Origin of the sequence: Nocardiopsis tropica (assembly GCF_042660575.1) — a bacterium.
GTDB lineage: Bacteria > Actinomycetota > Actinomycetes > Streptosporangiales > Streptosporangiaceae > Nocardiopsis > Nocardiopsis tropica.
The window spans coordinates 39,987-62,189 of the sequence record NZ_JBHSUF010000013.1; the positions used below are offsets into that span (position 1 = coordinate 39,987).

The 22,203-nt window shown below is 73.2% G+C and carries 21 protein-coding genes and 1 tRNA gene; 8 read left to right on the plus strand and 14 right to left on the minus strand.

Translation table 11 applies throughout. The features are described 5' to 3' along the window. Positions 1 to 17 precede the first annotated feature (17 nt). The 3 genes from ACFQBR_RS21120 to ACFQBR_RS21130 are packed head-to-tail and all read left to right on the plus strand — an operon-like array spanning position 18 to position 2,364. Positions 18 to 818, plus strand: a complete 801-nt coding sequence (locus tag ACFQBR_RS21120) for a maleate cis-trans isomerase family protein (RefSeq protein ID WP_344180194.1) — start codon at positions 18 to 20, stop codon at positions 816 to 818. A gap of 34 nt (positions 819 to 852) precedes the next feature. Next, entirely contained in the window at positions 853 to 1,605 is a 753-nt protein-coding gene (locus tag ACFQBR_RS21125; RefSeq protein WP_267947249.1) for a maleate cis-trans isomerase family protein, read from the plus strand. Between the two features lie 60 nt (positions 1,606 to 1,665). Beyond that, positions 1,666 to 2,364 (plus strand): GntR family transcriptional regulator, encoded by a 699-nt coding sequence (locus ACFQBR_RS21130; RefSeq protein ID WP_344180196.1) that lies wholly within the window; start codon positions 1,666 to 1,668, stop codon positions 2,362 to 2,364. Between the two features lie 113 nt (positions 2,365 to 2,477). Here the strand turns inward: ACFQBR_RS21130 and ACFQBR_RS21135 are convergent, their stop codons facing one another. Continuing rightward, the gene (locus ACFQBR_RS21135; protein ID WP_344180200.1) at positions 2,478 to 3,941 is read right to left on the minus strand and encodes an NAD-dependent succinate-semialdehyde dehydrogenase; all 1,464 of its coding nucleotides are present in this window, start codon (positions 3,939 to 3,941) and stop codon (positions 2,478 to 2,480) included. A 161-nt stretch (positions 3,942 to 4,102) separates the two neighbouring features. Here ACFQBR_RS21135 and ACFQBR_RS21140 point away from each other — a divergent pair, with 161 nt between their 5' ends. Continuing rightward, positions 4,103 to 5,359 carry an aspartate aminotransferase family protein gene (locus ACFQBR_RS21140; protein WP_352982238.1) on the plus strand — a complete coding sequence of 419 codons (1,257 nt, stop codon included), beginning with the start codon at positions 4,103 to 4,105 and terminating at the stop codon, positions 5,357 to 5,359. A 63-nt stretch (positions 5,360 to 5,422) separates the two neighbouring features. Here ACFQBR_RS21140 and ACFQBR_RS21145 read toward each other — a convergent pair whose 3' ends face one another. Then, entirely contained in the window at positions 5,423 to 6,091 is a 669-nt protein-coding gene (locus ACFQBR_RS21145; RefSeq protein ID WP_378554198.1) for a DUF6518 family protein, read from the minus strand. Positions 6,092 to 6,613: 522 nt separating this feature from the next. Between ACFQBR_RS21145 and ACFQBR_RS21150 the strand changes: the two genes are divergently transcribed. Both ACFQBR_RS21150 and ACFQBR_RS21155 read left to right on the plus strand, forming a co-directional pair. Next, positions 6,614 to 7,558: a glycoside hydrolase family 16 protein gene (locus tag ACFQBR_RS21150; RefSeq protein ID WP_344180206.1), complete on the plus strand. Its 945-nt coding sequence runs from the start codon at positions 6,614 to 6,616 to the stop codon at positions 7,556 to 7,558. 205 nt (positions 7,559 to 7,763) lie between these two features. After that, positions 7,764 to 7,839 (plus strand) — tRNA-Arg (locus ACFQBR_RS21155). Positions 7,840 to 8,018: 179 nt separating this feature from the next. On the opposite strand, the gene ACFQBR_RS21160 is transcribed toward ACFQBR_RS21155, so the two are convergent. The 4 genes from ACFQBR_RS21160 to ACFQBR_RS21175 form a co-directional block, all read right to left on the minus strand. After that, positions 8,019 to 8,213: a hypothetical protein gene (locus ACFQBR_RS21160; RefSeq protein ID WP_267947255.1), complete on the minus strand. Its 195-nt coding sequence runs from the start codon at positions 8,211 to 8,213 to the stop codon at positions 8,019 to 8,021. A gap of 177 nt (positions 8,214 to 8,390) precedes the next feature. After that, positions 8,391 to 10,919 (minus strand): MMPL family transporter, encoded by a 2,529-nt coding sequence (locus ACFQBR_RS21165; RefSeq protein ID WP_344180208.1) that lies wholly within the window; start codon positions 10,917 to 10,919, stop codon positions 8,391 to 8,393. A gap of 48 nt (positions 10,920 to 10,967) precedes the next feature. Continuing rightward, positions 10,968 to 11,630, minus strand: coding sequence for a TetR/AcrR family transcriptional regulator (locus ACFQBR_RS21170; RefSeq protein WP_267947257.1), 663 nt, complete (start codon positions 11,628 to 11,630; stop codon positions 10,968 to 10,970). 282 nt (positions 11,631 to 11,912) lie between these two features. Continuing rightward, a complete protein-coding gene (locus ACFQBR_RS21175) occupies positions 11,913 to 12,068 on the minus strand; it encodes a hypothetical protein (protein WP_267947258.1) in 156 nt (51 codons plus the stop codon). A gap of 335 nt (positions 12,069 to 12,403) precedes the next feature. On the opposite strand from ACFQBR_RS21175, the gene ACFQBR_RS21180 reads away from it, so the two are divergent. Next, positions 12,404 to 12,778 carry a VOC family protein gene (locus tag ACFQBR_RS21180; protein WP_267947259.1) on the plus strand — a complete coding sequence of 125 codons (375 nt, stop codon included), beginning with the start codon at positions 12,404 to 12,406 and terminating at the stop codon, positions 12,776 to 12,778. A gap of 59 nt (positions 12,779 to 12,837) precedes the next feature. Here ACFQBR_RS21180 and ACFQBR_RS21185 read toward each other — a convergent pair whose 3' ends face one another. The 5 genes from ACFQBR_RS21185 to ACFQBR_RS21205 form a co-directional block, all read right to left on the minus strand. Continuing rightward, complete coding sequence (locus ACFQBR_RS21185) at positions 12,838 to 14,541, minus strand: choice-of-anchor I family protein (RefSeq protein ID WP_344180210.1); 1,704 nt, start codon at positions 14,539 to 14,541, stop codon at positions 12,838 to 12,840. 493 nt (positions 14,542 to 15,034) lie between these two features. Then, a complete protein-coding gene (locus ACFQBR_RS21190) occupies positions 15,035 to 15,448 on the minus strand; it encodes a hypothetical protein (protein ID WP_267947261.1) in 414 nt (137 codons plus the stop codon). 421 nt (positions 15,449 to 15,869) lie between these two features. After that, the gene (locus ACFQBR_RS21195) at positions 15,870 to 16,625 is read right to left on the minus strand and encodes a hypothetical protein (protein ID WP_344180212.1); all 756 of its coding nucleotides are present in this window, start codon (positions 16,623 to 16,625) and stop codon (positions 15,870 to 15,872) included. 177 nt (positions 16,626 to 16,802) lie between these two features. Further along, on the minus strand, positions 16,803 to 17,564 hold the full coding sequence (locus ACFQBR_RS21200; RefSeq protein ID WP_267947263.1) for a L,D-transpeptidase family protein: 762 nt from the start codon (positions 17,562 to 17,564) through the stop codon (positions 16,803 to 16,805). Positions 17,565 to 17,758: 194 nt separating this feature from the next. After that, positions 17,759 to 18,622 (minus strand): ACT domain-containing protein, encoded by an 864-nt coding sequence (locus ACFQBR_RS21205; protein WP_267947264.1) that lies wholly within the window; start codon positions 18,620 to 18,622, stop codon positions 17,759 to 17,761. A gap of 294 nt (positions 18,623 to 18,916) precedes the next feature. Here ACFQBR_RS21205 and ACFQBR_RS21210 point away from each other — a divergent pair, with 294 nt between their 5' ends. Continuing rightward, positions 18,917 to 19,513 (plus strand): hypothetical protein, encoded by a 597-nt coding sequence (locus ACFQBR_RS21210; RefSeq protein ID WP_378554204.1) that lies wholly within the window; start codon positions 18,917 to 18,919, stop codon positions 19,511 to 19,513. Here the strand turns inward: ACFQBR_RS21210 and ACFQBR_RS21215 are convergent. From ACFQBR_RS21215 to ACFQBR_RS21225, 3 genes are all read right to left on the minus strand, one after another. After that, positions 19,458 to 20,645 carry a DUF418 domain-containing protein gene (locus ACFQBR_RS21215; RefSeq protein ID WP_344180216.1) on the minus strand — a complete coding sequence of 396 codons (1,188 nt, stop codon included), beginning with the start codon at positions 20,643 to 20,645 and terminating at the stop codon, positions 19,458 to 19,460. The two genes, ACFQBR_RS21210 and ACFQBR_RS21215, sit on opposite strands and share 56 nt — an antisense overlap. Positions 20,646 to 20,912: 267 nt before the next feature. Further along, on the minus strand, positions 20,913 to 21,464 hold the full coding sequence (locus tag ACFQBR_RS21220) for an anti-sigma factor (RefSeq protein ID WP_344180218.1): 552 nt from the start codon (positions 21,462 to 21,464) through the stop codon (positions 20,913 to 20,915). Beyond that, the gene (locus tag ACFQBR_RS21225) at positions 21,455 to 22,003 is read right to left on the minus strand and encodes an RNA polymerase sigma factor (RefSeq protein WP_267947268.1); all 549 of its coding nucleotides are present in this window, start codon (positions 22,001 to 22,003) and stop codon (positions 21,455 to 21,457) included. Before ACFQBR_RS21225 ends, ACFQBR_RS21220 begins: the two co-directional genes overlap by 10 nt. Between the last annotated feature and the right edge of the window lie 200 nt (positions 22,004 to 22,203).

Genomic DNA, 22,203 nt, shown 5'->3' on the forward strand with positions numbered 1-22,203 from the left:
CGGGAGGTGAGTGACCGATGCGTACCGAGGGGAACCACACGAGCGGCACCGGCGCGGAGCACGGCGTCGTCGAACTGGCCGCGACCACGCGGACGCCATGGCAGTCGGGGGTCGGCGTCATCGCGCCCTACGACTTCGCGCTCGACCGCGAACTGTGGCGCTGGACGCCGGACGACGTCTCACTGCACGTCACACGGCTGCCGTACGTCCACGTGCCCGTGACGGTCGACCAGGCCGCGGCCCTGTCCCGCGAGGAGAACGTCGACCCGGCCGTCAGGGCCCTGCTCGCCCCCGAACCGCTGGCCATCGGCTACGCCTGCGCCTCCGGGAGCTTCGTGCACGGGGCCGAGGGGCAGCGGCGCCTCCACCGGACCATGGTGGACGCCGGGGCGCCCGCCGCCGTCACCACCTCCGGGGCCCTCATCCAGGCCCTCGACGCGCTCGGGGCCGACCGGATCGCCGTCGTCACGCCCTACGTGGACAGCGTGACCGACCGGCTCCTGGCCTACCTCGCCGAGCACTCGGTCGGGGTGACCTCCAGCGTCGGCCTCGGCCTGCTCAGCCACATCTGGAGGGTCACCTACGAGGAGGTGTCCCAGGCGGTGCACGCGGTGGACCGCCCCGACGCCCAGGCGGTCTTCATCAGCTGCACCAACGTGCTCACCTACGACATCATCGCGCCGCTCGAACGCGAGCTCGGCAAACCGGTGATCGCCGCCAACCAGGTGACCATGTGGGCGGTGATGAAGGCCGCGAACCGGCAGGCCGTGGCCCGGGGACAGAGCCTGATCGACGTGGCCGCGCCGAGCGCGGCATGACACGCCCGGGCCGACCGCACAGGAAGGAGAGCCCATGACACGCGTCGGATTCCTCTATCCCGGATTCAGCGCCGAGGACGACTACAAGGCCTTCGAGGAGCTGCTCGGAGGGGACGTCGAGCTGCCGCTGGTGCACACCCTCATGCGAGAGGACGCGCACCGCGTGGACGCCCTGCTCGACGTCGGCGGCGAGGACGTGCTCGCCGAGGGCGCCCGCGAACTGGCCGCGATGGAGGTGGACTCCGCGGTGTGGGCGTGCACGAGCGGGAGCTTCGTCTTCGGCTGGGAGGGCGCCGGGAAGCAGGTCGAGGGGGTGCGCCGGGCCGCCGGGGTGCCGTCCTCGAGCACGTCCTTCGCGTTCGTGCACGCCCTGAGCCAGCTGCGGATCTCCAGGGTGGCGATCGCCGCCACCTACCCCGACGACGTCGCCCAGCGGTTCGTGGAGTTCCTCACGGAGGCCGGGGTGACGGTGCTCTCCCTGGCCAGCCACGGCATCGCGACCGCCGCGGAGGTCGGCCGGCTGGGCCCGGACGACGCCGTGGACTTCGTCATCTCCAACGACCACACGCGGGCCGACGCCGTCCTGGTGCCGGACACCGCCCTGCACAGCGCCCACCTCATCGAGCCCATGGAGGCGCTGCTCGGCAAGACCGTGCTCACCGCCAACCAGGTGAGCGTGTGGGAGGGGCTCCGGCTCGCCGGGGCGGACACCGTGCGGCCGAGCGGGCCCGGAACCCTGTTCCGGGTGGGCGCCGGTGCGGTCAGGAGCGCCCTGCCGGCCCGTTAGCCTCGACCTCGTCGCCCGACAACATCCCCTGTGTCCCGTTTCTCGAGAGGAGGGCGGACCATGCCCGCCCCTGGCCGACTCAGCCCCGTCCCACGTCGCTCCACCGCCGAACTGATCGCCGACCAGCTCCGGTCCGCGATCATGTACGGCTCCCTCGCCCCGGGGGACCAGCTCGGCGAGGCGGAGCTGGCCGGGCAGCTGGGCGTGAGCCGCGGCCCCCTGCGCGAGGCGATGCAGCGCCTCGTCCAGGAGGGGCTGCTGCGCAGCGAACGGCACAGGGGCCTGTTCGTGCGGGAGCTCACCCAGGCCGACGTCCGCGACGTCTACGTGGCCAGGCTGGCGGTCGAGAGGACCGCGTGCGAGCTGATCATGCGGGGCAACCGGGGTGAGGCGGTCGCCCGCCTCACCCCGGCCGTGGAACGGCTCGCCCTGGCCGCCGCGGGGGGCGACCGGAACGCGATGAGCGACGCGGACCAGGCGTTCCACCAGACCCTCGTGAGCTGTGCGGGCAACAGCCGCCTGGAGCGCATGTCGCAGACCCTGCTGGTGGAGACCCGCATGTGCCTGACGGTGATGCAGCACGTCTACCCCGAGCCGGGCGAACTCCTGGAGGAGCACCACCGCATCCTCGACGCCATCGCCGACGGCGCCGAGGACCGGCTGCTCGCGCTGATCGAGTCGCACATGGTGGACACGGTCCAGCGCATCCACGACGGTTTCCCGTCGCCGCCGGAGGCCGCGCCGGGGGCCGGGGGCTAGGCCGGGGTCTGCGGGCCCCGGTCCCGGGACGCGGACCCCCGCGCCCGGTCCGGTCGACGGACCGCCGCGGGGGGAGCCCCGCGCCCCCGCGTGGGACGCGGGACCCCGCCCGGTCAGATCCCGCCGATGCCCACGTACTTGGTGTCCAGGAACTCGTCGATGCCCACGCGGCCGCCCTCGCGGCCCAGGCCGGAGTGCTTCACCCCGCCGAAGGGCGCCGCCGGGTTGGAGACCACTCCCTGGTTGAGGCCGACCATGCCGGTCTCCAACGCCTCGCTGACCCGCAGCGCCCGGTTGAGGTCCCGGGTGTAGAGGTAGCTGACCAGGCCGAACTCGGTGTCGTTGGCCGCCCGGACCGCCTCCTCCTCGGTCTCGAAGGTGAGCACCGGGGCCACCGGTCCGAAGATCTCCGTCGTGGACAGCTCGCTGGCGAAGGGGACGTTCGCGAGCACGGTCGGCCGGTAGAAGTGCCCGGGGCCGTCGCCGGGGCCGCCGCCGACCAGCACGCTCGCACCGCGTCCGACCGCGTCGTCCACCAGGCGCTGCACCTTGTCGCGGGCCTTGTCGTCGATGAGCGGGCCCACCTCGACGCCCTCGTCCAGCCCCCGCCCCATGCGCAGCGCGCCCATGCGGGCGCTGAGGCGCTCCGAGAACTCCTCGGCGATCCCCGACTGCGCGTAGATGCGGTTGGCGGCCGTGCACGCCTCGCCGATGTTGCGCATCTTGGCGAGCATCGCCCCGTCGACGGCCGCGTCCAGGTCGGCGTCGTCGAAGACGAGGAAGGGCGCGTTGCCGCCCAGCTCCATGGACGTGCGCAGGACCTGTCCGGCGCTCTGCTCCAGGAGCTTCCTGCCCACGGCGGTCGAACCCGTGAAGGAGAGCTTGCGAATGCGTCCGTCGCCCAGCAGGGGCTCGGTGACCGCTCCGGGGTCCGTGGTGGGCAGGACGCTGAGAACCCCCTCCGGCAGCCCGGCCTCGGTCAGGACGCCCGCGAGGGCGAGGGCCGACAGGGGGGTCTGGTGGGCGGGCTTGAGGACCATCGTGCACCCGGCCGCGATAGCGGGCCCGATCTTGCGCGTGCCCATCGCCATGGGGAAGTTCCACGGGGTGATGAGCATGCAGGGCCCGACGGGCTGCCGCATGACGAGGAAGCGCGACTTGCCGTCCGGCGACGTGGAGAACCCTCCCTCGATGCGGACGGCCTCCTCCGCGAACCAGCGGAAGAACTCCGCCGCGTAGGCGATCTCCCCCTTGGCCTCGGCCAGCGGCTTGCCCATCTCCAGGGTCATCAGGACGGCGAGGTCCTCCTGGCGCTCCATGAGGAGCCCGTACGCCCGGTACAGGATCTCGCTGCGCTCCCTGGGAGCCGTCCGCGCCCAGGAGGGCTGGGCCCGGTGCGCCGCGTCGAGCGCGGCGAGGGCGTCCTCCTTCCCGGCGTCCGCGACCGCGCAGAGCACCTCGCGGGTCGAGGGGTCCTCCACCTCGAAGGTGGCCCCGGAGTCCGCGTCGCGCCACTCCCCTCCGACGAAGAGCCTCTTGTCCACCTGCGCGACGACCCGTGCTTCCTGGTCCGACATGTTCACTACTCCCCGGTCGACGGGCCCACCCGTTTCGGTCGGCCTGTGGTCAGAACTGCCCGACGTGCGCCCACTGGACACCGCCACTGCACGGATGTTTCCATAGCAGTGTCGATTGTCAACAATCCTACGGAACCCGAACCACGGAATCGAGGCCACGCATGGCGGAGCTCTCCCCGGTCCTCAAGCAGGCGACACCCGTAGTCGCGGCGCGAGGAGAGGGTGTCTACATCTACGACGAGGACGACCGCCGCTATCTCGACTTCACCGCGGGCATCGGTGTGACCAGCACCGGGCACTGCCACCCCCGGGTCGTCGCCGCCGCGCAGGAGCAGGTGGCGACCCTCATCCACGGCCAGTACACCACCGTGATGCACCGCCCCCTGCTGCGACTCACCGAGCGCCTCGGCGAGGTCCTGCCCGAGGGCGTCGACCGCCTGTTCTACGTGAACTCCGGCAGCGAGGCCGTGGAGGCCGCGCTCCGGCTGGCCCGCCAGGCGACCGGCCGGCAGAACGCCGTCGTCTTCCAGGGCTCGTTCCACGGCCGCACCATGGGGGCCGCCTCCCTGACCACGTCCGGGGTCAAGATCCGCGCCGGCATCGGCCCGCTGGTGCCCGGCGTGGTCGTGTCCCCCTTCCCGTACGCCTACCGGCTGGGCCAGTCCGAGTCCGACGCGGTCGCCCACGCCCTGCGCGAGCTGGACTACCTGTTCACGACGGTGACCTCCCCGCAGGACACGGCGGCGGTGTTCATCGAGCCCGTGCTCGGCGAAGGCGGCTACGTGCCCGTACCGGACGCGTTCCTGCAGGGGCTGCGTGAGCGCGCCGACAAGCACGGGTTCCTGCTGGTCGCCGACGAGGTGCAGACCGGGTTCGGCCGGACCGGGACGTTCTGGGGCCACGAGCCCTCGGGCATCCGCCCCGACATCGTCATCACCGCCAAGGGGCTGGCCAGCGGGTTCCCGCTGTCGGCCATCGCGGCGCCCGCCCAGATCATGGAGAAGGCGTGGCCCGGCTCCCAGGGCGGCACCTACGGGGGCAACGCGGTGTCCTGCGCGGCCGCCCTCGCCACCCTGGACGTGATCCAGGAGGAGGGCCTGGTGGAGAACTCCGCCCGCATGGGCGAGAGGCTGCGCCAGGGCCTGGAGAAGGTGGCCGGGGCCAACGAGGTGATCGGCGACGTGCGCGGCCGGGGCCTGATGCTCGCCAACGAGTTCACCGCCCCGGACGGCTCGCCCGACGCCGCGACGGCGCTGCGCGCCCAGCAGGCGGCCTCGCGCAACGGGCTCCTGCTGCTCACCTGCGGCCCGGCGGGCAACGTCGTGCGGATGATCCCGCCGCTGATCGTCGACGGCGACCAGGTCGACACGGCCGTCTCCCTGTGGGCGGCCTCCGTCGAGGAGGCCGTCTCCTCCTGACCGGCCGCCCCGGGGCCGGGCGGTACGCCGCCCGGCCCCGGGCGTCGACGCGGCCCGGGCCCCTCACACCGGGGCGGCCACCGCACCCGCCAGCAGGTGGAGGCCCGCGCCCAGCGGGACGAGCGCGGCGAGCACCGCCAGCGATCGCAGCCGGTCCGCCCGGCCGCCCGGTAGGAGGAGGGGAGCCGCCAACCCGAGCAGCACGTGCGCCCAGACCGTGCCGGGCGCGGACGGGAGGTCCGCCCGGTGGAGGAGCTCGAAGGCGCCCGCGGCCCCCGGTGCGGCGCCGAGCAGGGCCCCCGCGCCCGCCCGCCACCAGCCCGAGCTGCCGCACCACCAGGCCCCGGCGACGCCGAGGAGCGGTCCGTGGACCAGCCCGACCGCTCCCCACACCAGGGGCGCGTGGAGGACCTGGCCGCCGCACAGCAGGATCGCGGCGCCGACGTGGCAGCCGACCACCGCGCCCGCCTGGGTGAGGCCGCCCGCGAGGGCGCACGTCCACCAGCGGTGCCCGCAGCCGACCGCGCCCACCGCGAAGGCGGCCGCCGCCCACACGGCGCACACCGTCCCGGGGTTCGCGATCCACCCCGGCGCACCGGGCAGCAGGAGCCGGGCGGACATGGTGGCCACACCGAGGATCAGCCCGCCCGTCAGGGAGAGGACGAGAAGCGCCCACACGGGCACGGGCCGGGCGACCGGCACGTGGATTTTCGACCCGGCGAAGGCTTCCATGTACATATGCGTACTATCGGGGCGTGGCACGCTCCCGGTTCCGGGCCGAGGCCCTGAACGCGCGGGCGCCGAGGAGGTCCGGGACGGACCGACCCACCCGGCGTCGGAGGCCGACCGCTCCCCGGAGCCCCCGAGGCGTGACCGACGGACGCCCCCGGGCCTCGGCGGCGTCCCGGGCGCCCCCTCCCGCCGAAAAGGAAAGAGCCACGCAAGGGACGGCCGCCACGGCGGGCGAGACCCGGCCTCTCCCGAAACGCTCTCCCACCAGGGAATACCCCCCGGCCACGCGCCCGTCGGAAAACGTTCACCCGGAAAAAACGAAGGCCGCGCGGCCGCCCTATGACATGGGCCACACGGCAACGTCATTACCAGTGACGACACGGAAACCCTCCGAAAGGGTCGCCGCACCGGGTTGACGCGGCGGATTCACGATCGACAGATTGGGCCCGTCTCCACGGCTCCGACCACCCGCCCCGGGCCGCCCCCGGCCCGGCCCCTCCGCACCCATCAGAGGAGTCCCCCGTGCCCGTCCCCCTCCGCTTCGGCGGCATCGCCCTGGCCTGCGCCGTCACCCTCCCCCTCGCGGCCTGCGCGACGGGCTCCCCCACTCTGGTGGAGACCGTCTCCGACCAGACGTCCACGGCGTCCGCCCCGTGCGGCCTGTTCTTCGACGACTTCGACTACGGCGACCACACCGACCCGGCCCTGCGCGCACAGGGCTGGAACGTGCGCAGCTGGGACGGCGGCCCCGGCGTGCCCGGCGCCTCCTGGGACGCCGACAACGTCTCCTTCGCCCAGGAGGACGGCAACTCCGTCCTGCGCCTGACCTCGACCACGGACGGCACCCCCGCGGGCACGAGCCAGGCCGAGCTGACCTTCGGCGAGGAGAAGTTCCACGAGGGCACCTACGCCGCCATGGTCAAGTTCGCCGACGCCCCGGTCTCCGGCCAGGACGGCGACACCGTGCTCCAGACCTTCTACACGATCACCCCGCTGGCCTACGACAACGACCCGGACTACAGCGAGCTCGACTTCGAGTACCTGCCCAACTCGGGATGGGGCGCCCCCGCGGAGGCCATGTACCTGACCTCGTACCACACCTACCAGCGCGATCCCTGGGTGGCGGACAACGTCAGCGACGTGGTGAACCGGTCCTTCGAGGGCTGGCGCGACCTGGTGATCCAGGTGGAGGACGGCGTGGTCCGCTACTACGTGGACACGCACCTGGTGGCCGAGCACAGCGGCAAGTACTACCCGTCGTCGCCGATGTCGATCAACTTCAACCAGTGGTTCATCGACATGACCGGCCACGTCGGCGGCCCGAGCACCTATGTGCAGGACGTCGACTGGGTGTACCACCAGCAGGGCGAGTCCGTGGCCCCCGAGGAGGTCAACCGGCGCGTGGGCGAACAGCGCAACGCCGGCGTCTCCCGCGTCGACGGGGTCGTCCTCGGCGGAGGGTGCTGACCACCGGCGCCCGACCCTTCCGTTCCGGCGGCCCCGGCGCGCCTCGCGCCGGGGCCGCCGGCCCCTCGCGGGGCGACCGGGGACACGGACCGGCATGACGGGTCACACACGCACACAACGGTTCGAGGCCCTCCGGCACCGTGATAGAGTCGGAGACGTCGCCAGGGAGGCCAGGCCAACCGGGCGACACACAACTGAACAACCTGCACTCGTAGCTCAATGGATAGAGCATCTGACTACGGATCAGAAGGTTGGGGGTTCGAGTCCTCCCGAGTGCACCACCTTGAGACAGTGGAGAAGAGCGCCCGACCTGCTAACCACAGGCCGGGCGCTCTCTTTTGTGCGCCCACGTCGAAGAGCCCCGTCGGGGACGCGTTGCACATGCAGTGCACATGACCGGGACCGTCTTCCGCCCGACCTCGGGGCCCTCGCCGTGCGGGGCCGCGCCGGCGGGCACGCCCTAGTCGTCGACCTGGCCGTCGGTGAACCGTCCGACCGGTTCCAGGTTCAGGCCGCGCAGGGCCCTGGAGATGTCGGACAGGGCCTTGGCGTTCGCCAGGGAGGCGAAGAACCGGGCACTCTCCAGGTCTCCCCTCTCCTCGGCCGCGACCGCCTTGTCCACGAAGTGGTCGATCCTGGTGTCCGTGAACCCCATCGCTACCCCCGGTGTCCTCGTCGAACGCACAGTCATGCCAGCTTAGGGCGCGGACGGTGCACGTCTCCGGCAACGCGCCCGGCGACATCGCGCCCGGCCGCCGGGCGGTCCCCCGGCCCGGACGCGACGAGGGCCCGGGGGCGGTGACCGCCCCCGGGCCCTGGTGGAACAGGCGCCTCAGCCCCGTCGGGAGGACACCTCACCGGCGTCCTTCTCCGGGGTGGGGCCCGCGTCTGCGGCGGCGTCGCCGTCCTCGGCCCCCCGCTCGTGCGGGTGGCGCTTCTCCAGGGCGGCGCCCTCCACGTCGATGTCGGGCAGGATCCGGTCGAGCCACCTGGGCAGCCACCACGCGCCGTTCCCCGCCAGGTGCATGAGCGCGGGGATCAGCGCCATGCGCACGACGAAGGCGTCGATGAGCACGCCGAAGGCGAGCGCGAACCCGATCGAGCTGATCATGACGCTGTGGGAGAAGACGAACCCGCCGAACACCGAGATCATGATGATCGCCGCGGCGGTGACCACGGCGCGGCCGGCGTGGAACCCGCGCACCACGGCCACCCGGGCGGGGTCGCCGTGCACGTAGGCCTCGCGCATGCCCGTACCGATGAAGAGCATGTAGTCCATCGCCAGGCCGAACAGGATGCCGGCCAGGAGCGTGGGCAGGAAGTTCAGCACCGGCCCGGTGTTCTCGATCCCGAAGAGGCCTCCCAGCCATCCCCACTGGTAGACGGCCACCACCCCGCCCAGCGAGGCGAAGAAGGACAGCACGAACCCGAGCGTGGCCACGACCGGCACGAAGACCGACCGGAACACCAGCAGCAGGATCACCAGGGACAGGCCCACGACCACGGTGAGGTAGGTCGGCAGCGACTCACTCAGGGTCTCCGAGATGTCGATGTTTCCGCTGGCCATGCCCGCGACGCCCAGCGGCCCGGCGCCGTCGATCGGCTCCATGTCGCGGAGGGTGTGCACGAGTTCCTCGGTGGTCTCGCTGGACGGGCCGTCCTCGGGCACGACCTGGAAGATGGCCAGGGAGTGGTCGTCGGAGATCCCGATGGGCGCCACCGCCGAGACGTCGTCGTGGGAGTAGAGCTCCGCCGCGACCTGTGCCTGCTCGTCCAGGGCGTTCTGCTCGGCGGCCTCGTCGGTCGGTCCGCCGGTGAGTTCGGCGACGACCAGGAGCGTGCCGTTCTGCCCCGCTCCGAAGTTCTCCTCCACGGCGGTGTAGGCCCGGTACTGGGTGGAGTCGGTGGGCTCCGCGGAGCCGTCCGGCATGCCCAGTCGCAGGCCCAGAGCGGGCAGGGCGATGATGACCAGGGCGATCACGGCGACGGCGGCCTGGAGCACGGCCCGGCCGGTCGACATCGGCCGGATGCTCTCGGACCCGCCCGTGTTGCCGCCCCCTGCGGACGCGGCGGCGTTCTCCGCGAGGCGTCCGCGCTCGCGGCGCGACAGGATGCGCATGCCGATCAGCGACAGCAGCGCCGGGACGAGCGTGATCGCGATGAACACGGCGACGGCGATGGAGATCGCGCCCACACTGCCCATGAGGCCGAGGAAACCGATCCCGGTCAGGTTCAGGCCCAGCAGCGCGACGAGCACGGTCGTTCCCGCGAAGACCACCGCGTTGCCCGCGGTCCCGTTGGCCAGGCCGATGGACTCGCCGACCTCGGCGCCCTGCTTGAGCTGGCGGCGGTGGCGGTTGACGATGAACAGCGCGTAGTCGATGCCGACGGCCAGACCGAGCATCAGGCCGAGGATCGGCGTCACCGACGCCATCTCCAGCACCCCGGACAGCGACATCGCGATCAGGGTGGCCACACCGACGCCGATCAGCGCCGTCAGGATCGGCAGGCCGGCGCCCACCAGGGTTCCCAGCATGACCACCAGCACCACGGCGGCCACGATCACGCCGATCACCTCGGCGGTGCTGACCAGGCTGGGCATCGCCATGGCCATGTCGTTGCCGAAGTCGACGGTGGTGCCGGGCACCGGGTCGCTCTCGAAGACCGCCATGACGGCGTCGCGGGTCTCCTGGGAGATCTCCGTCTGGCTGTCGGTGAAGGCGATGTTGACCAGGGCGGTGCTGCCGTCCTCGGAGACCGTGCGGATCCCGGAGGCCATCTCCAGCATGGCCTCGCCCCGTTCGAGCTCCTCCAGGCCCGTCTCGATCTCCTCGAGGTTCTGGTCGATCACGGCCTGTTCGGCGTCGAGCCCGGCCTCGGCCTGGTCGAGCATCCCGGCGGCCTCGGCCTGGGCGCGGCCCGCGTCGAGCTCCGCCTGGCCGGCTTCGAGGTCCTGGAGCCCGGACTCGAGCTCCTCGCGGCCGTCCTCCAGCTCCTGCTGCTGGTCGGCCCGCTGGTCCTCTGTGGCGAACGGGTCCACCGTCGTCTCGACGCCGGAGACCTCGGCGGCCTCCTCCGCGCGGTCGGCGATCGCGTCCTGCTGTTCCTCCGTGAAGGCCGAGCCGTCCTCGGTCTGGTAGACGACGGTGCCCGCGCCGCCGCCCATACCGGAGAACTCCTGCGACAGGAGCTGCTCCACCTCGTCGGTGGGCGTCCCCGGGATGGAGAAGCTGTCCTCCAGCTCCCCGGAGAAGAGGAAGAAGGCGGTACCGGCCGCCACGAGCAGCGCCAGCCAGATCGCTATGGCGGTCTTGGCGCGGTGTGCGCACGCGCGCCCGAGTCTGTAGAGAAATTCAGCCATGGTTGTTGTCTGCCAAACGGAGATGGGTGGTGGGAGCGCGTCGTGCGCTCAGGAGGAGGCGGGGCCGACCGAGCCGTACCCGTCCCGGTTGACGGCGATCATGCGGTCCAGCAGTTCGGACCAGACCCGGCGGGAGGACGCGGTGACGACTCCCCCGGTGGTCTGCTCCCAGCGCTGGACCGTGACCGCGCCGCCGCTGATGAGCGCGCCGCACATGAGGTCGACCACGAGCGGGTCGACACGCGGGTGACGGCGCGTCATGATCGCCGCCAGGCGGGCGCTCACGTCGTTCATCGCCCGCTCGAACAGCGCCGCACGGCTCGGGGCCGGTTCGTGCCCCTCCTGTTTGAGGAACTGCTTGAGCCGGGTGATCGGGGTGAGCAGGTCGGTGCTGCGTATCGCCGCGGCGAACTCGTCGAACATGCTCCCCGGGCGGTCGGCGTCCGCCGCGGTGAGGTTGGCCTCGATGCTGTCGACGATCGCCTCCAGCATCTGGCCGAACACCTCGAGGACGATGTCGTCCAGGGACCTGAAGTGGTTGAACACGGTCCGGCGGGAGACGTCGGCCCGTTCCGCGAGCTGGTCGACGGTGAAGCCGGTCCCCCCGCTCTCGGTCATCAGCGCGGCGGCGGCCTCGACGATGGCGCGACGGTGGCGCGACTTGAGAGCCGCACGCCGGTCACGTGAGGGTTGTCGGTGCTGGTCGTTCACGGTTTCACGCTAGACACCAGAGTGCACTAAGTGCAACGAAGCACTGGGTGCACCTAGTCACACTCGGGGCGCGGCCGACCCCGCCCCGGAGGCCGCCGTGTGCGGCGGACCCGCACCGGCCCGCCCCGCCGGCTCCCCCGCGGCGTCGTACGGGGAGCGCCGCGGCGTCCCGCCACCCTTCGGGCCGACCTTTCGCGGTCGAGCCGCGCCGCGGGACGGAGAACCCCTCCCGGTGTCCGTCCCGCGCGTCCCGGGCCCGTTCCCGCAGCGCCCCGGAAAGAGCTAGTCGTCGCCGGACGAGCCGCAGCCGTGCTCACCGAAACCGGGGATGCTGCCCTGGCTCCGCTCCCAGGCGAGCTGGTCGCCCTGGCGTTCGACGGCCTTGCGCTCCTCGGGCGTCAGGTCGTCGGGAATGGGGTCGCGGTCCTTGCGAGCCATGGTGGCCTTCCTGTTCCTTCTCCGTGTCGTGGTCCGGCACCGGACACGGCCGGTACTCCGCGGCGGCGCCTCATCCACCTGACGGAGCCGGGACGGAGGTCTGACGCGGAGAACGCCATGTCATTGAGTGACCTATGTCTCACTCTCCGCATTGACCACTGTACGGGAAAGGGGCCGTCCCTGACGGCCCGCCAGCCGGCAGCGGGAACCGGGGGACGCCCGGCCTCCTCAGGGCGGACCCCGCCGGGGACCGGGGAGGCCGGGCCGCTGCGGCCCGCGGCCCGACCGCGCACGAAACCCCGGCCGCACCGGCGAGCCTGTGGCATCCTGCGGCCATGATCGGACGACTGCGCACCATCGCCATCGACTGCCCGGACCCGGCCGCGCTCGCCGGGTTCTACTCCGAGCTCCTGGGGCTGCCCGTCACCTACGAGGGCGCGGACGGCTCCTGGGTGGAGATCGGCGACGGTGAAGGACCGCACCTCGCCTTCCAGCTCGCCCCGGACCACCGGCCGCCGGCGTGGCCGGACCCGGAGCGGCCCCAGCAGATGCACTTCGACATCCGGGTGGACGACATCGACGCGGCGGAGGACCGGGTGGTCGCCCTCGGAGCCACACCGCTGGCGCGTACGCACGACGCCCCCGGCGTCCCGTTCCGCGTCTACGCGGACCCGGCCGGGCACCCGTTCTGCCTGGAGTTCACCGAGTAGCCGCCCCCGGCAGGCCGTTCGGGCCCGGACCCGGCCCGACGCCGGGTCCGGGCCCGGCGTCAGGCCGGGTCCACCCGGTAGAGCGTGGTCGACCCGGACACCTCGTTGGCCACGGCCAGGAGGGGCACCCCCGGGACGGGCGAGTCGTCGCCCGCGATGAACGCCAGGCCCTCGGCGCCGAGGTCTCCGGCCTCCCGGGTCCCTGGCTCGGCGGAGAAGTCCCGGTTGTTGAGGTACTGCACGTGGAAGGCGGCGTTCGGGTCGGTGACGTCGTACACCATGACCCCGCCTACGCGTTCCAGGCCGATGAACGCGTACGTGCGGCCGGACACCTCGCCCAGCACGACGCCCTCCGGCTCGGGGCCCTTGTCGTCGCTGCGGCTCTCGAAGCTGTTCTCCGTGTGGTTGGAGTTGAAGAAGTCCGGCTCGGCCTCCGCGGTGATCCGCTCGAAGTCGGCACCGGAGTCGAAGAGCTGCTCCCCGTCCGCCGTCCAGATCGAGAAGGACCGGCCGCCGAACGCGTACACGTCCTCGTAGCAGGAGCCGTCCTCGCGCAGGCCGTCGGCCGCGGTGACCGTCAGCCGCCCGAGGGCGGCGTCGTCGGCCAGCCCCTCCGGCGAAGTGACGCCCAGGTCGTTGCCGTCGACGAAGTCGCGCAGGCGCGGGGAGTCCTCGCACAGCGGGGTCTCCTCGACCAGGTCGGCCAGCCTGGCCTCCTCCGAGTAGCCGTCCCGGTCCCGGGAGTCCCCCTCGTTGGCGGTGACCAGCAGGGTCCGGCCCTGCCACCGGTAGCTGTCGAAGCCGTCGGGCTGGTACATGCCGTACACCGGCCAGTTCTCGATGCGGACCGCCCCGTCGCGGTCGGACGCGTCCAGTCCGTTGCCGGGCTCCAGGTGGTCCTTGACCCCGAAGGGCACGATGTCGGTGAACTCCGCGGTGCGCAGGTCCAGGACGGCGAACGCGTTGGCCTCCTGGAGGACCACGTGCGCGCTGTAGGCGGTGTCCGCGACGATGTACTCGGGTTCGAGGTTGCGCGCCACCCGGCCGGGGGTTCCCGGCTCGCCGGTGGACAGGTCCGGCCCGAACACCCGCACGTCGGGGTGGAGCTCCCTGTCCCCGTCCCAGGCGCGGAAGTCGGCCGTGCGCACGTCGTCCTGGGTGAGGGCGGCCGGCCTGCGGTTCACTCTGATCACGCTGACGGAGCCCTCCGGGTCGACGGTGTGGGCGTCGTCGGGCTCGCCCTCGTTGGCGACCAGGAGGTGTCGGCCGTCGGGGGTGAAGGTCGCCATGTCCGGCAGGGCGCCGACCCGGACCGCGTTCAGCGCCCCGCCCCCGGTGTCGAAGAAGACCACCCAGCCGTCGTCGGTGCGGTCCGCGGCCTCGACGGCCACGGCCACGACGCCATCGTGGACCGCCACGGAGTTGGCGACCGCCCCCTCCCCGACCACCGACCCGTCCGCGGCCGCCACCCCGGCGACTCTCAGGTCGAGGAGCTTGGCGGGTGCGGACGGGTCCGAGATGTCGAGGACCTCGACCGTGGCGGCCGCGGCGTTGACCACGAACAACCGCTGGGAGCGCGGGTCGTGGGCGACGATCTCCGCGGCCGCCGCGTCGAAGGAGCCCGTGCGGTAGGTACCGACCGCGGACAGTGCGACGCCCCCGGAATCCGTTCCGGCGGAGTGCCGTTCATCGGCGTGTACGGGGGCGGCCGTCCCGGTGAGGGCGACGGTGAGAGCCGCTGTGGCCGCCATGGTCTTGCTCATGGGTCGTTCCTGGGGGTGAGGGGGAAGGGGGCGCGGACACTCCCGCGCCGCAGCCAACCAGCTCGGAACGAGGGACAGCCGAACGGGTGGTGGCGCGAGGGTGAAGGGACCGCGCGCTCGGGGGACCAGTATCCCTGTGCGGGGTGCCGCTGTGGCCCTGTTCGGAGAACTCCTCCGAGGTCCTCGCCGGGGCCGGTCCGCGGTTCCGCCGCCGGTCCCGAGCGGCGGTGCCGGACACGGGGACGACGGTGCGGCGGCCGAGACGTCGGGCCGCTTCGAGCTCGGCGAGGGACTTGCCGGAACCCGGCGGGAGGGCGGACCAGGCGTGCCGGAGCCCCTCCGCACGGTGGGCGCCGACGGCGTCCGGGGCGGTGCGCCTACAGGGGTGGAACTCGCCGGACCGGCGGGCCGCCGCGAGCGGCGTGGATGTTTCGGACACGCGCGCACAGCAGACGGGGCGGCCGTCTCCGGAGGGGGACGGGCCCCCGGGGGATCAGTACCCGGCGGAGCGGAGCCGCTGCCAGGCGGTGACCCAGCGCCGGCGCTCACCGTCGTCGGTACCCGCGCAGGCGGTGACGAAGGCCATGAGGAACACGTATCTGGGCAGCTCGGTGCCTTCGAGGGCCTGCTGGAAGGTGGAGCTCTTGACCGCTCCCCCGCACAGGTACTCGAGTTCGAGGTAGGACCAGTCGCCCGCCCAGACGAGGTAGCGGCGCATGGTCAGCAGGAACTCGGCGGGGTTCTCGGCGTCCAGGGGGTTGGGGCGCTGTTCGTAGCCGACCAGCGCCTGCACGGGGAGGCGGCGCTCGACGGTTGCGCTGGGGGTGGACAGGACGCTGTCCAGCCATGTGGTGCGGCCGAGGGCGATGTTGGGACCGGTGGGCTCAAGGATGTTTGTGGGACTCACATCGTCTCCTTTTCACCGGTCGAAATCGACGTCATGTAGTTCTTCCGTGCGTGGTACGCCCGAGTGGCGCAAACGCGAACAAGGGGGCTGAGAGAACACCGAAGGCCGGTCTCGGGATGTTGTGGAGGGAACTCCGACGGTTCGGTTACCAGGAAATCTACCGGATGAACACGACACGCGAAAGCGCCTGGTGCCCGGGTTCCGGAGAGGCGTGGGTCTCCCTGGCCTGTGACGTGGACGCCCCGTCGCGCCCCACTGTGGAATTTTTGTGCGCAACACAGCAAATGTCATCTGACGCCCCGAGGGAAACGTCCGCAATGATGGGAAATGGTGGGAGCGGCGCGACCTGGGAAAGCATGGAAATGATCTTGCTTCCCCGAAAAGCAGGTTAACCGAATCACCAGTTTTAGCGGGACCGAAACTAGCCCTCCGGAGCCCACGCCAGGACGGTGGCGTCGTCGCTCGCCTTGCCCCGCGGGAACTCCGACCGCTCCGGATCGGCTCTTTCCAGTACGCGGACCCGGTCCACCAGGGAACGGGGTCCCTTGTCCGATACCAGGGCGAGAATCTGTCCCCAATTCAGGTCGCCGAAGGTCTCGGCCACCCGGCCCGCCCCGTCGGTCATCGCCGCGAAGGGGCGTGCGGGCAGGGTTCCGGTGATCGCCTCCTCGGCGGCACGCGTGTCCGCCCCCGCCGTCCAGAAGCCGCCGGGCACGTTGCGCAGGTCCCGGATCGCGCCCCGGCGGTCCGGCTCGGCCCTCAGGTCGTCGAGCCGGGTGTCGGCGACCACGACCGCTCCGCCCGCTCCGTCCTCCACCAGCAGGACGGAGTCGGACAGCACCAGGTACTCCAGCCGCCCGCCGCCCACCCGCACCGCCACCACCGTCGCCGACGGCGTCTGCCGGTTGTCGAGGTCGCAGGTGTCCGCGTGCAGCGCCGAGGCCGTGGCGATGGCCTCGGCCAGGGAGTCGCGGAGGGGCGCCCCCGCGTCCGCTCCGGCCAGCAGGAGCGCGCCGAGCCGCCGCGTGTACCAGGCGACGCCGTGGGAGCAGCCGTCGTCCAGGCCGTCCGGGGCGGTGGCCCCGTCCAACAGCACGGCGCTGGTCGCGGTGGCGGCGGCGAAGTCCTCGTTCGGCCGGCCGGGGTCTCCCGGCTCCGTGGCGATCAGGAAGGGCACCGGGGCAGTTCCTCTCCGCCGGGCGGCGCCTGCGCACGGCTGCCCGTCATCTTCCCGCCCGGGCGGCGTCCACGCCGGACCGCCGCCCGGAACGCGCACAGGGCGCGTCGGCCGGAGCACCCCGGCCGGACGCCGCGGGGGCCACGGCGCCCGGCCGGCGCCCGGCGCCGGAAGGGGTCAGCGGACGAGGACGGAGGTGTGCACGTCGATGTTCCCGCTCTCCCAGAGCCAGTCCATCGCGGCCAGGCTCACCCGTGCACAGCCCTTGGAAGCGGGCTGCGCGGGAACGCTCGGGTATCCGTGGACGGCGATGCCGCCGTTGAAGTACTTGGGTCGGTAGAGGGCGCCGTAGGGGCCGGGGTCCCAGGCGTCCACGTCGCGGAAGACGGTGTAGGTGCCGGTGGGGGTGGTGGCGATCCGCTCGCTGCCGTCCGAGCCCTCGTAGGGCTGGCCGGAGCCGGTGGAGGTGTTGACGACGCGCTCGACCTCGCCGTCGGAGACCACCAGGAGCAGCTGCCTCTCCAGGTCGATCTCCAGCAGGTCGCCGGAGGTGGTCGTGGCGGAGGGGAGCACGCCCTCGTCGAGCGCTGCGCGGGTGGCGGGGCCGACCACGCCGTCGCGGTCGAGGCCGGCGGCCTTCTGGAGGGCCACGACCGCCTGGTCCGTGTGGAAGCCGAACTGGCCGTCCACGCCGTCGATCCAGTAGCCCAGCTCGGTGAGCCGCTCCTGGAGGGCGGTCACCTCCGGTCCCGTGCTGCCCTGGCGCAGCTCCGGTCCGGAGGCGGCGGGGCCGGGGGCGGCGGAGGCGGACGCCGGGGGCGCGAGCACGGCGGCGCCCAGGAGGAGGGCGCACGCCGCGGCCAGGACCGCGACCATCGAGCGGACGGACCGTGTCCGGGCGGGCGGGGGGAGCGTGAGGAGTGAGGGGGGAGTTGCCATACGTCACCTGTACCCACGAAAACGCCGGCTCTCCCCGATTCCACGTACCTGTGGACGGCTCCCGCGCGTCGTGGCACGTCACGCGCGTGCTCCGTTTTTCCGGCCCCCGTCCCGGCCCCGGGGACGCCGGCCGCGGCCCCGCCTCCCGGGCCGCGGCACGGTCCCCCGCACCCCCCGCCGCGCCCCGTGCGGGCTCAGCCCCGGCGCGTCCGGGCGTGCAGGGAGGAGGCCACCTGGACCAGCGCGCGGCACCGGGCGAACTCCACGGCGGTGAACGGCACCCCGTTCCGGCGGACGGTGAGCACGCCCCCGTCCGGTGCGGGCAGGGTCATGGAGGCGCCCGAGAGGTCCTCCCTCCCCAACCCGGCGGGAGGGCTGTCGGCGTGCTCCACCTCGTGGGCCGCCGTGAGCGCGAGCAGGGAGCGCTCCAGGGTGGCCGCCCCGGCGATCAGCGCGCTGACCAGGGCGAGGGTGCGGCTGGTGGTGTCGCTGAGTTCGTGGACGTCGGCGGGCCGTACGAGCGCGTCCCGGCCGCCCGCCTCGCGCACGGCGGTGTGCAGCGCCTCCTCCCCCACGTGCGCGGGGGCGCTGACGAAGAACTCGTCCACGGCGTCGGTCCCGGCGGGGTGCACCTGCATCAGCCGGATGTCGACCCCCAGGGCCGCGAACCGGGCGGTGAGCGCCGCCAGGCCGCCGGGCACGTCGGCGACGGTCACCCTCACCCCCCACAACCGGTCGTCGGCCGGGTCGTGCGCGGCGTACGGCGCGGTCCCCGCCGCGTCCCCCGCCCCGCTCCCGGCCGCGTCCGCGCGCGGTCCGCGACGCCGGGGCGCGTGCGCGGCTCGGTGCCGGTGCCAGCGGTGCAGCGCGGAGACCGCGAGGAGGAGCACCCCCACGCCGATCAGCGTGCGGACACCTCCGTCGCTGTGTCCGAGGGAGAGCACCACGACGTGCGACGCCCCCGCCGCGAGGAGCAGTGCGCCCAGGTCGAGTGCCTCGCGGCCGAGGAAGCCGTGGCGGTGGTCGTTGTTCCCGTGGTCACCATCGGAGACGTCCATGGACCCGAAGGTGCCCGGCGGACGTTGCGCCCGTTCGTCACTCCGTGACGACGAGGTAACGACTCGGAGTGACGTCCGTCACGGAGCGGAGTCGCCGCCCGCGGTCCGACCGGCCGCTGCCGTCCCCGCCCGCGGCGGCCCCCGCACCGGAGGGGCCGCCGCGGGTCCGGTCCGCGCGGGTGCGCCGGGCCGGCGCACCCGCGCGGCATCGCTCCGGGAACACCTGGAGGGTGTGAGCGAAACCGCACTCCACCTGCGATGACCCGGACGTTCGTCACCGTTCCACGGGGTGGAGTGCAAGCGAGGTGCGACCACTCGCACGCGACGATCCACGAGGTGCGCTACGTGACCGACATCGAGCCGACCGGAACCGCTGCCGGAGCCCGCAACGCCTCCCCCGGGGCGCGCCGGGGGGCGCAATCCCGACCGCGCGTCCTCCGCCGCGGCCCCCTGTTCGCCGTCAGGGCCGCCGCCGGTGCCGTGACGGTCCTGGCCGCCGCCGAGATCGCCGGCGGCCTGGCGGGCTTCCCCGTCCAGGGCCTGACGTCGATCGGGGCCGGAGTCGGCCTCGGAGTCCCGGGGACCGGCCCCGGAGGGGTCGACGCGGTCTGGCGGTCCCCCGGGATGATGCTCGCGCTGGCGCTGATCAGCGCCGTCGGGCTCTCCCTGATCATGCTCGCGCTCGTGCCCGGCCCGGACGACGGGGCCGGGCCGGACGCGGCCCCGGCCGACGGCGCGCCCGGGTCCCGGGAAGGCCCGGGGGCCGCCGCGCCCGCGGGGCGGCCCGGGCCCCGCCGTGCGAGGACGCCGTACGAGGTGGGCGTGGCCTGCGGGCTCAGCCCGCGTGCGGCCCTGCGCGGCGCCGGCCTCCGTGCACGAGACGGCGCATGAGCGCGTCCAGGGGTCCGGGACGCGCCGACCCGGCGAGCCACGCGGCCAGGCCGAGGCCGACCAGCCAGACCAGGGCCGCGACGACCAGCGCGCCGAAACCTCCCACCCTCGGCCCCATCCCCGCGAGGTCGGGGTGGAGCACGGCCGCGACCAGCACCGAGTTGAGGATGTAGAAGGTCAGGGAGCGCTCTCCCACCGCCGCGACGGTGCGGGTCAGCGCCCCCCGGCCGCGGTCCAGGCGGATCGCCCACAGCGTGAACAGGGCCGCGTACCCGGCCCCTCCGAAGACACCGGTCAGCACCTGGAGCGCCATCATCAGGCCCTGCGCGACCGCTCCCGGCTCCAGTGCGCCCACCGCCGTGAGTGCGGAGGGCAGGGCTCCAGCGACGGACACGGCCACACCGGCCGCCGCGACACGCGCCAGCAGCCCCCTGTGCGCCTCCGGGTCGTCCAGCAGCCCCGCGCGGCCCGCCCGGTAGCCGAGCACCACCAGCAGGAACAGCGGGTAGGCGATCGCGACGAACACCGGTCCGAACGGGAGCCCGATCAGGCGGGCCGCCCAGTCCCCGGCGGTGAGGTACCCCGCGACGGCGTACACCTCGCCGCCCTCGGCGCCGGCGGTGCCCAGGCTCATCCCGACCATCGCCAGGGGGACGGTCACCGCGTAGAGCGCGGCGAACGCCACGGCCGCGCGCGTCACGGCCCGGGTGGAACGCAGCAGCAGCCACCCGGTGACCAGGGCGGCGACGCCGTAGGAGGCGAGGATCTCGCCGGGGAACACCAGCAGCGCGTGCACGAAGCCGAACAGCAGGAGGAAGAGCCCGCGCCTGCGGAGCAGGCGGCGGACCTCGGCCTCGGGCGCGCCTCGCGCGGACTGGCGGGCGACCGTCCACGCCAGTCCGTAGCCGAACAGGATCGCGAACATCGGGAACGCCCGGTTGTCCAGCAGCAGCGTGGTCGCGAAGGCCGCGCCCCTGTCGAGCGGAGCCGCCCCGGAGGCGTCCGTGCCGAAGCCCGCCCCCGCGTACACCCCGGCGTAGGCCATGGCGATGAGCAGCAGCATGAACCCCCGCGCCAGGTCGGGGGCGAGTCGGCGCTCCCCTCGCGCCGACGGCACCGCTGTGGCGTCCATCTCGTGCGTCCTCTCCTCGGCGTACCCTCCGGCCAAGGGTGGCGCGCGGGGACGCGGCCGGGCATCCCCCGATCGGCCGGACCGGGCCGCCGGACGGCCAGGAGGCGCGGTGCGGAGCCCGCCGGAAGGCCGGGGAGGGGCGGGTGCGGAGCCCGCCGGAAGGCCGGGGAGGGGCGGGTGCGGAGCCCGCCGGAAGGCCGGGGGAGGGGCGGCCCGGGGAACGCGGCGGGTCGGTGCGGAGGCACACCGGCGGTCTGCCGGGCGGGGCTACCCCGCGGGGTCGTCGAGGTCGACGACGTCGATGTCCACGCGGGCCGCGCGCAGCCCCAGCCGGTCCTCCACCAGGGATCGCATGGCGCGCCGCGCCTCCTCGGCGGCCTCGACGATCGGCAGGCCGAGGGCCACCCGCGCCGTGGCCAGGACGACGAGCCCCTCCGGCGTCTGCTCGACCCGGCAGCGGCCCACGACCACGCCGGGGACGGACTCGACGGAGGCGCGCAGCATGGCGGCCACGGCGGTCTCCCGGACCTCGGTGCCCCCGGGCCCGGGGCCCGAGAGGACGACGGTGCCGCCGGTGCGCCTCTCCGCGCGCACGGCGCGCATCACGTCCGCCAGCAGGCCGGGGGGCGCACTGACCTCCTGGTCACCGGTCCGCCGGACCGCCGAGACGAGGGGGCGCAGCTCCTCCGCCTGCTCCCGGCAGTACTCGCAGGCGGACTCGTGCGGTGTGGGCTCCCCGGACGTCAGGTGTCGCAGGAGGGCGTCCACCGAATTCCCGCAGGGGAGCCGGTCGTGGTCGTCGGACGGGTCTACCGCCATGGCTCAAGCGCCTCCACGAGATGGGTACGCGCGCGGTGAATGCGTCCACGCACGGCGGTCGGGGTCGTGTCGACGATCGCCGCTATCTCTTCATAACCCAATCCTTCCATCTCGCGCAGGACCCAGCAGGTCCTCTGCGGGGGCGGGAGCCCCGAGAGCGCGTTGAACAGCGCCTCCCGGAGGTCGCCCGCGATCGCCTCCCCCACCGGCCCGGGACCGGGGGCGGCGAACCCCTCGTCGTCCTCGACGGGCGCCTCCGGCCTCCTGGCCCTCAGGACGTTCAGCGCGCGCCGGCCCACGATCCGGTGGAGCCAGGCGGGAAAGCTCTGGGGGTCGGTGAGCTCGGGGAGCTTGCGCCAGGCCGTGACCAGGGCCTCCTGGGCGGCGTCGCGGGCGTCGCCGGGGTCGCCCACCACGCGGAGGGCGATCCGGTAGACGGTGTCCTGGTGCCTGCGGACGAGGATCTCGAAGGCCCGGTCGTCCCCGTCCTGGGCGCGCTCCACGAGCACGCTCTCCGGCAGTGCGGTTTCCCTGTGCATCGGTGGTAAGGCCACCCCTCCCAGTACACGCGCACAGCGAAACTACCCTAGGTTTTCGATCGAACACGCACAGCACCGCCCCGATGCTCCTATCCTGATAGTGATGCAGGTCACACAAGAGAGGGCGTGAGCCCGGGCCCGTTCCCCGTGTCCTCCCCTGTGACGAAGCGACAACGCAAGACGCATCCCACCGACGAAGG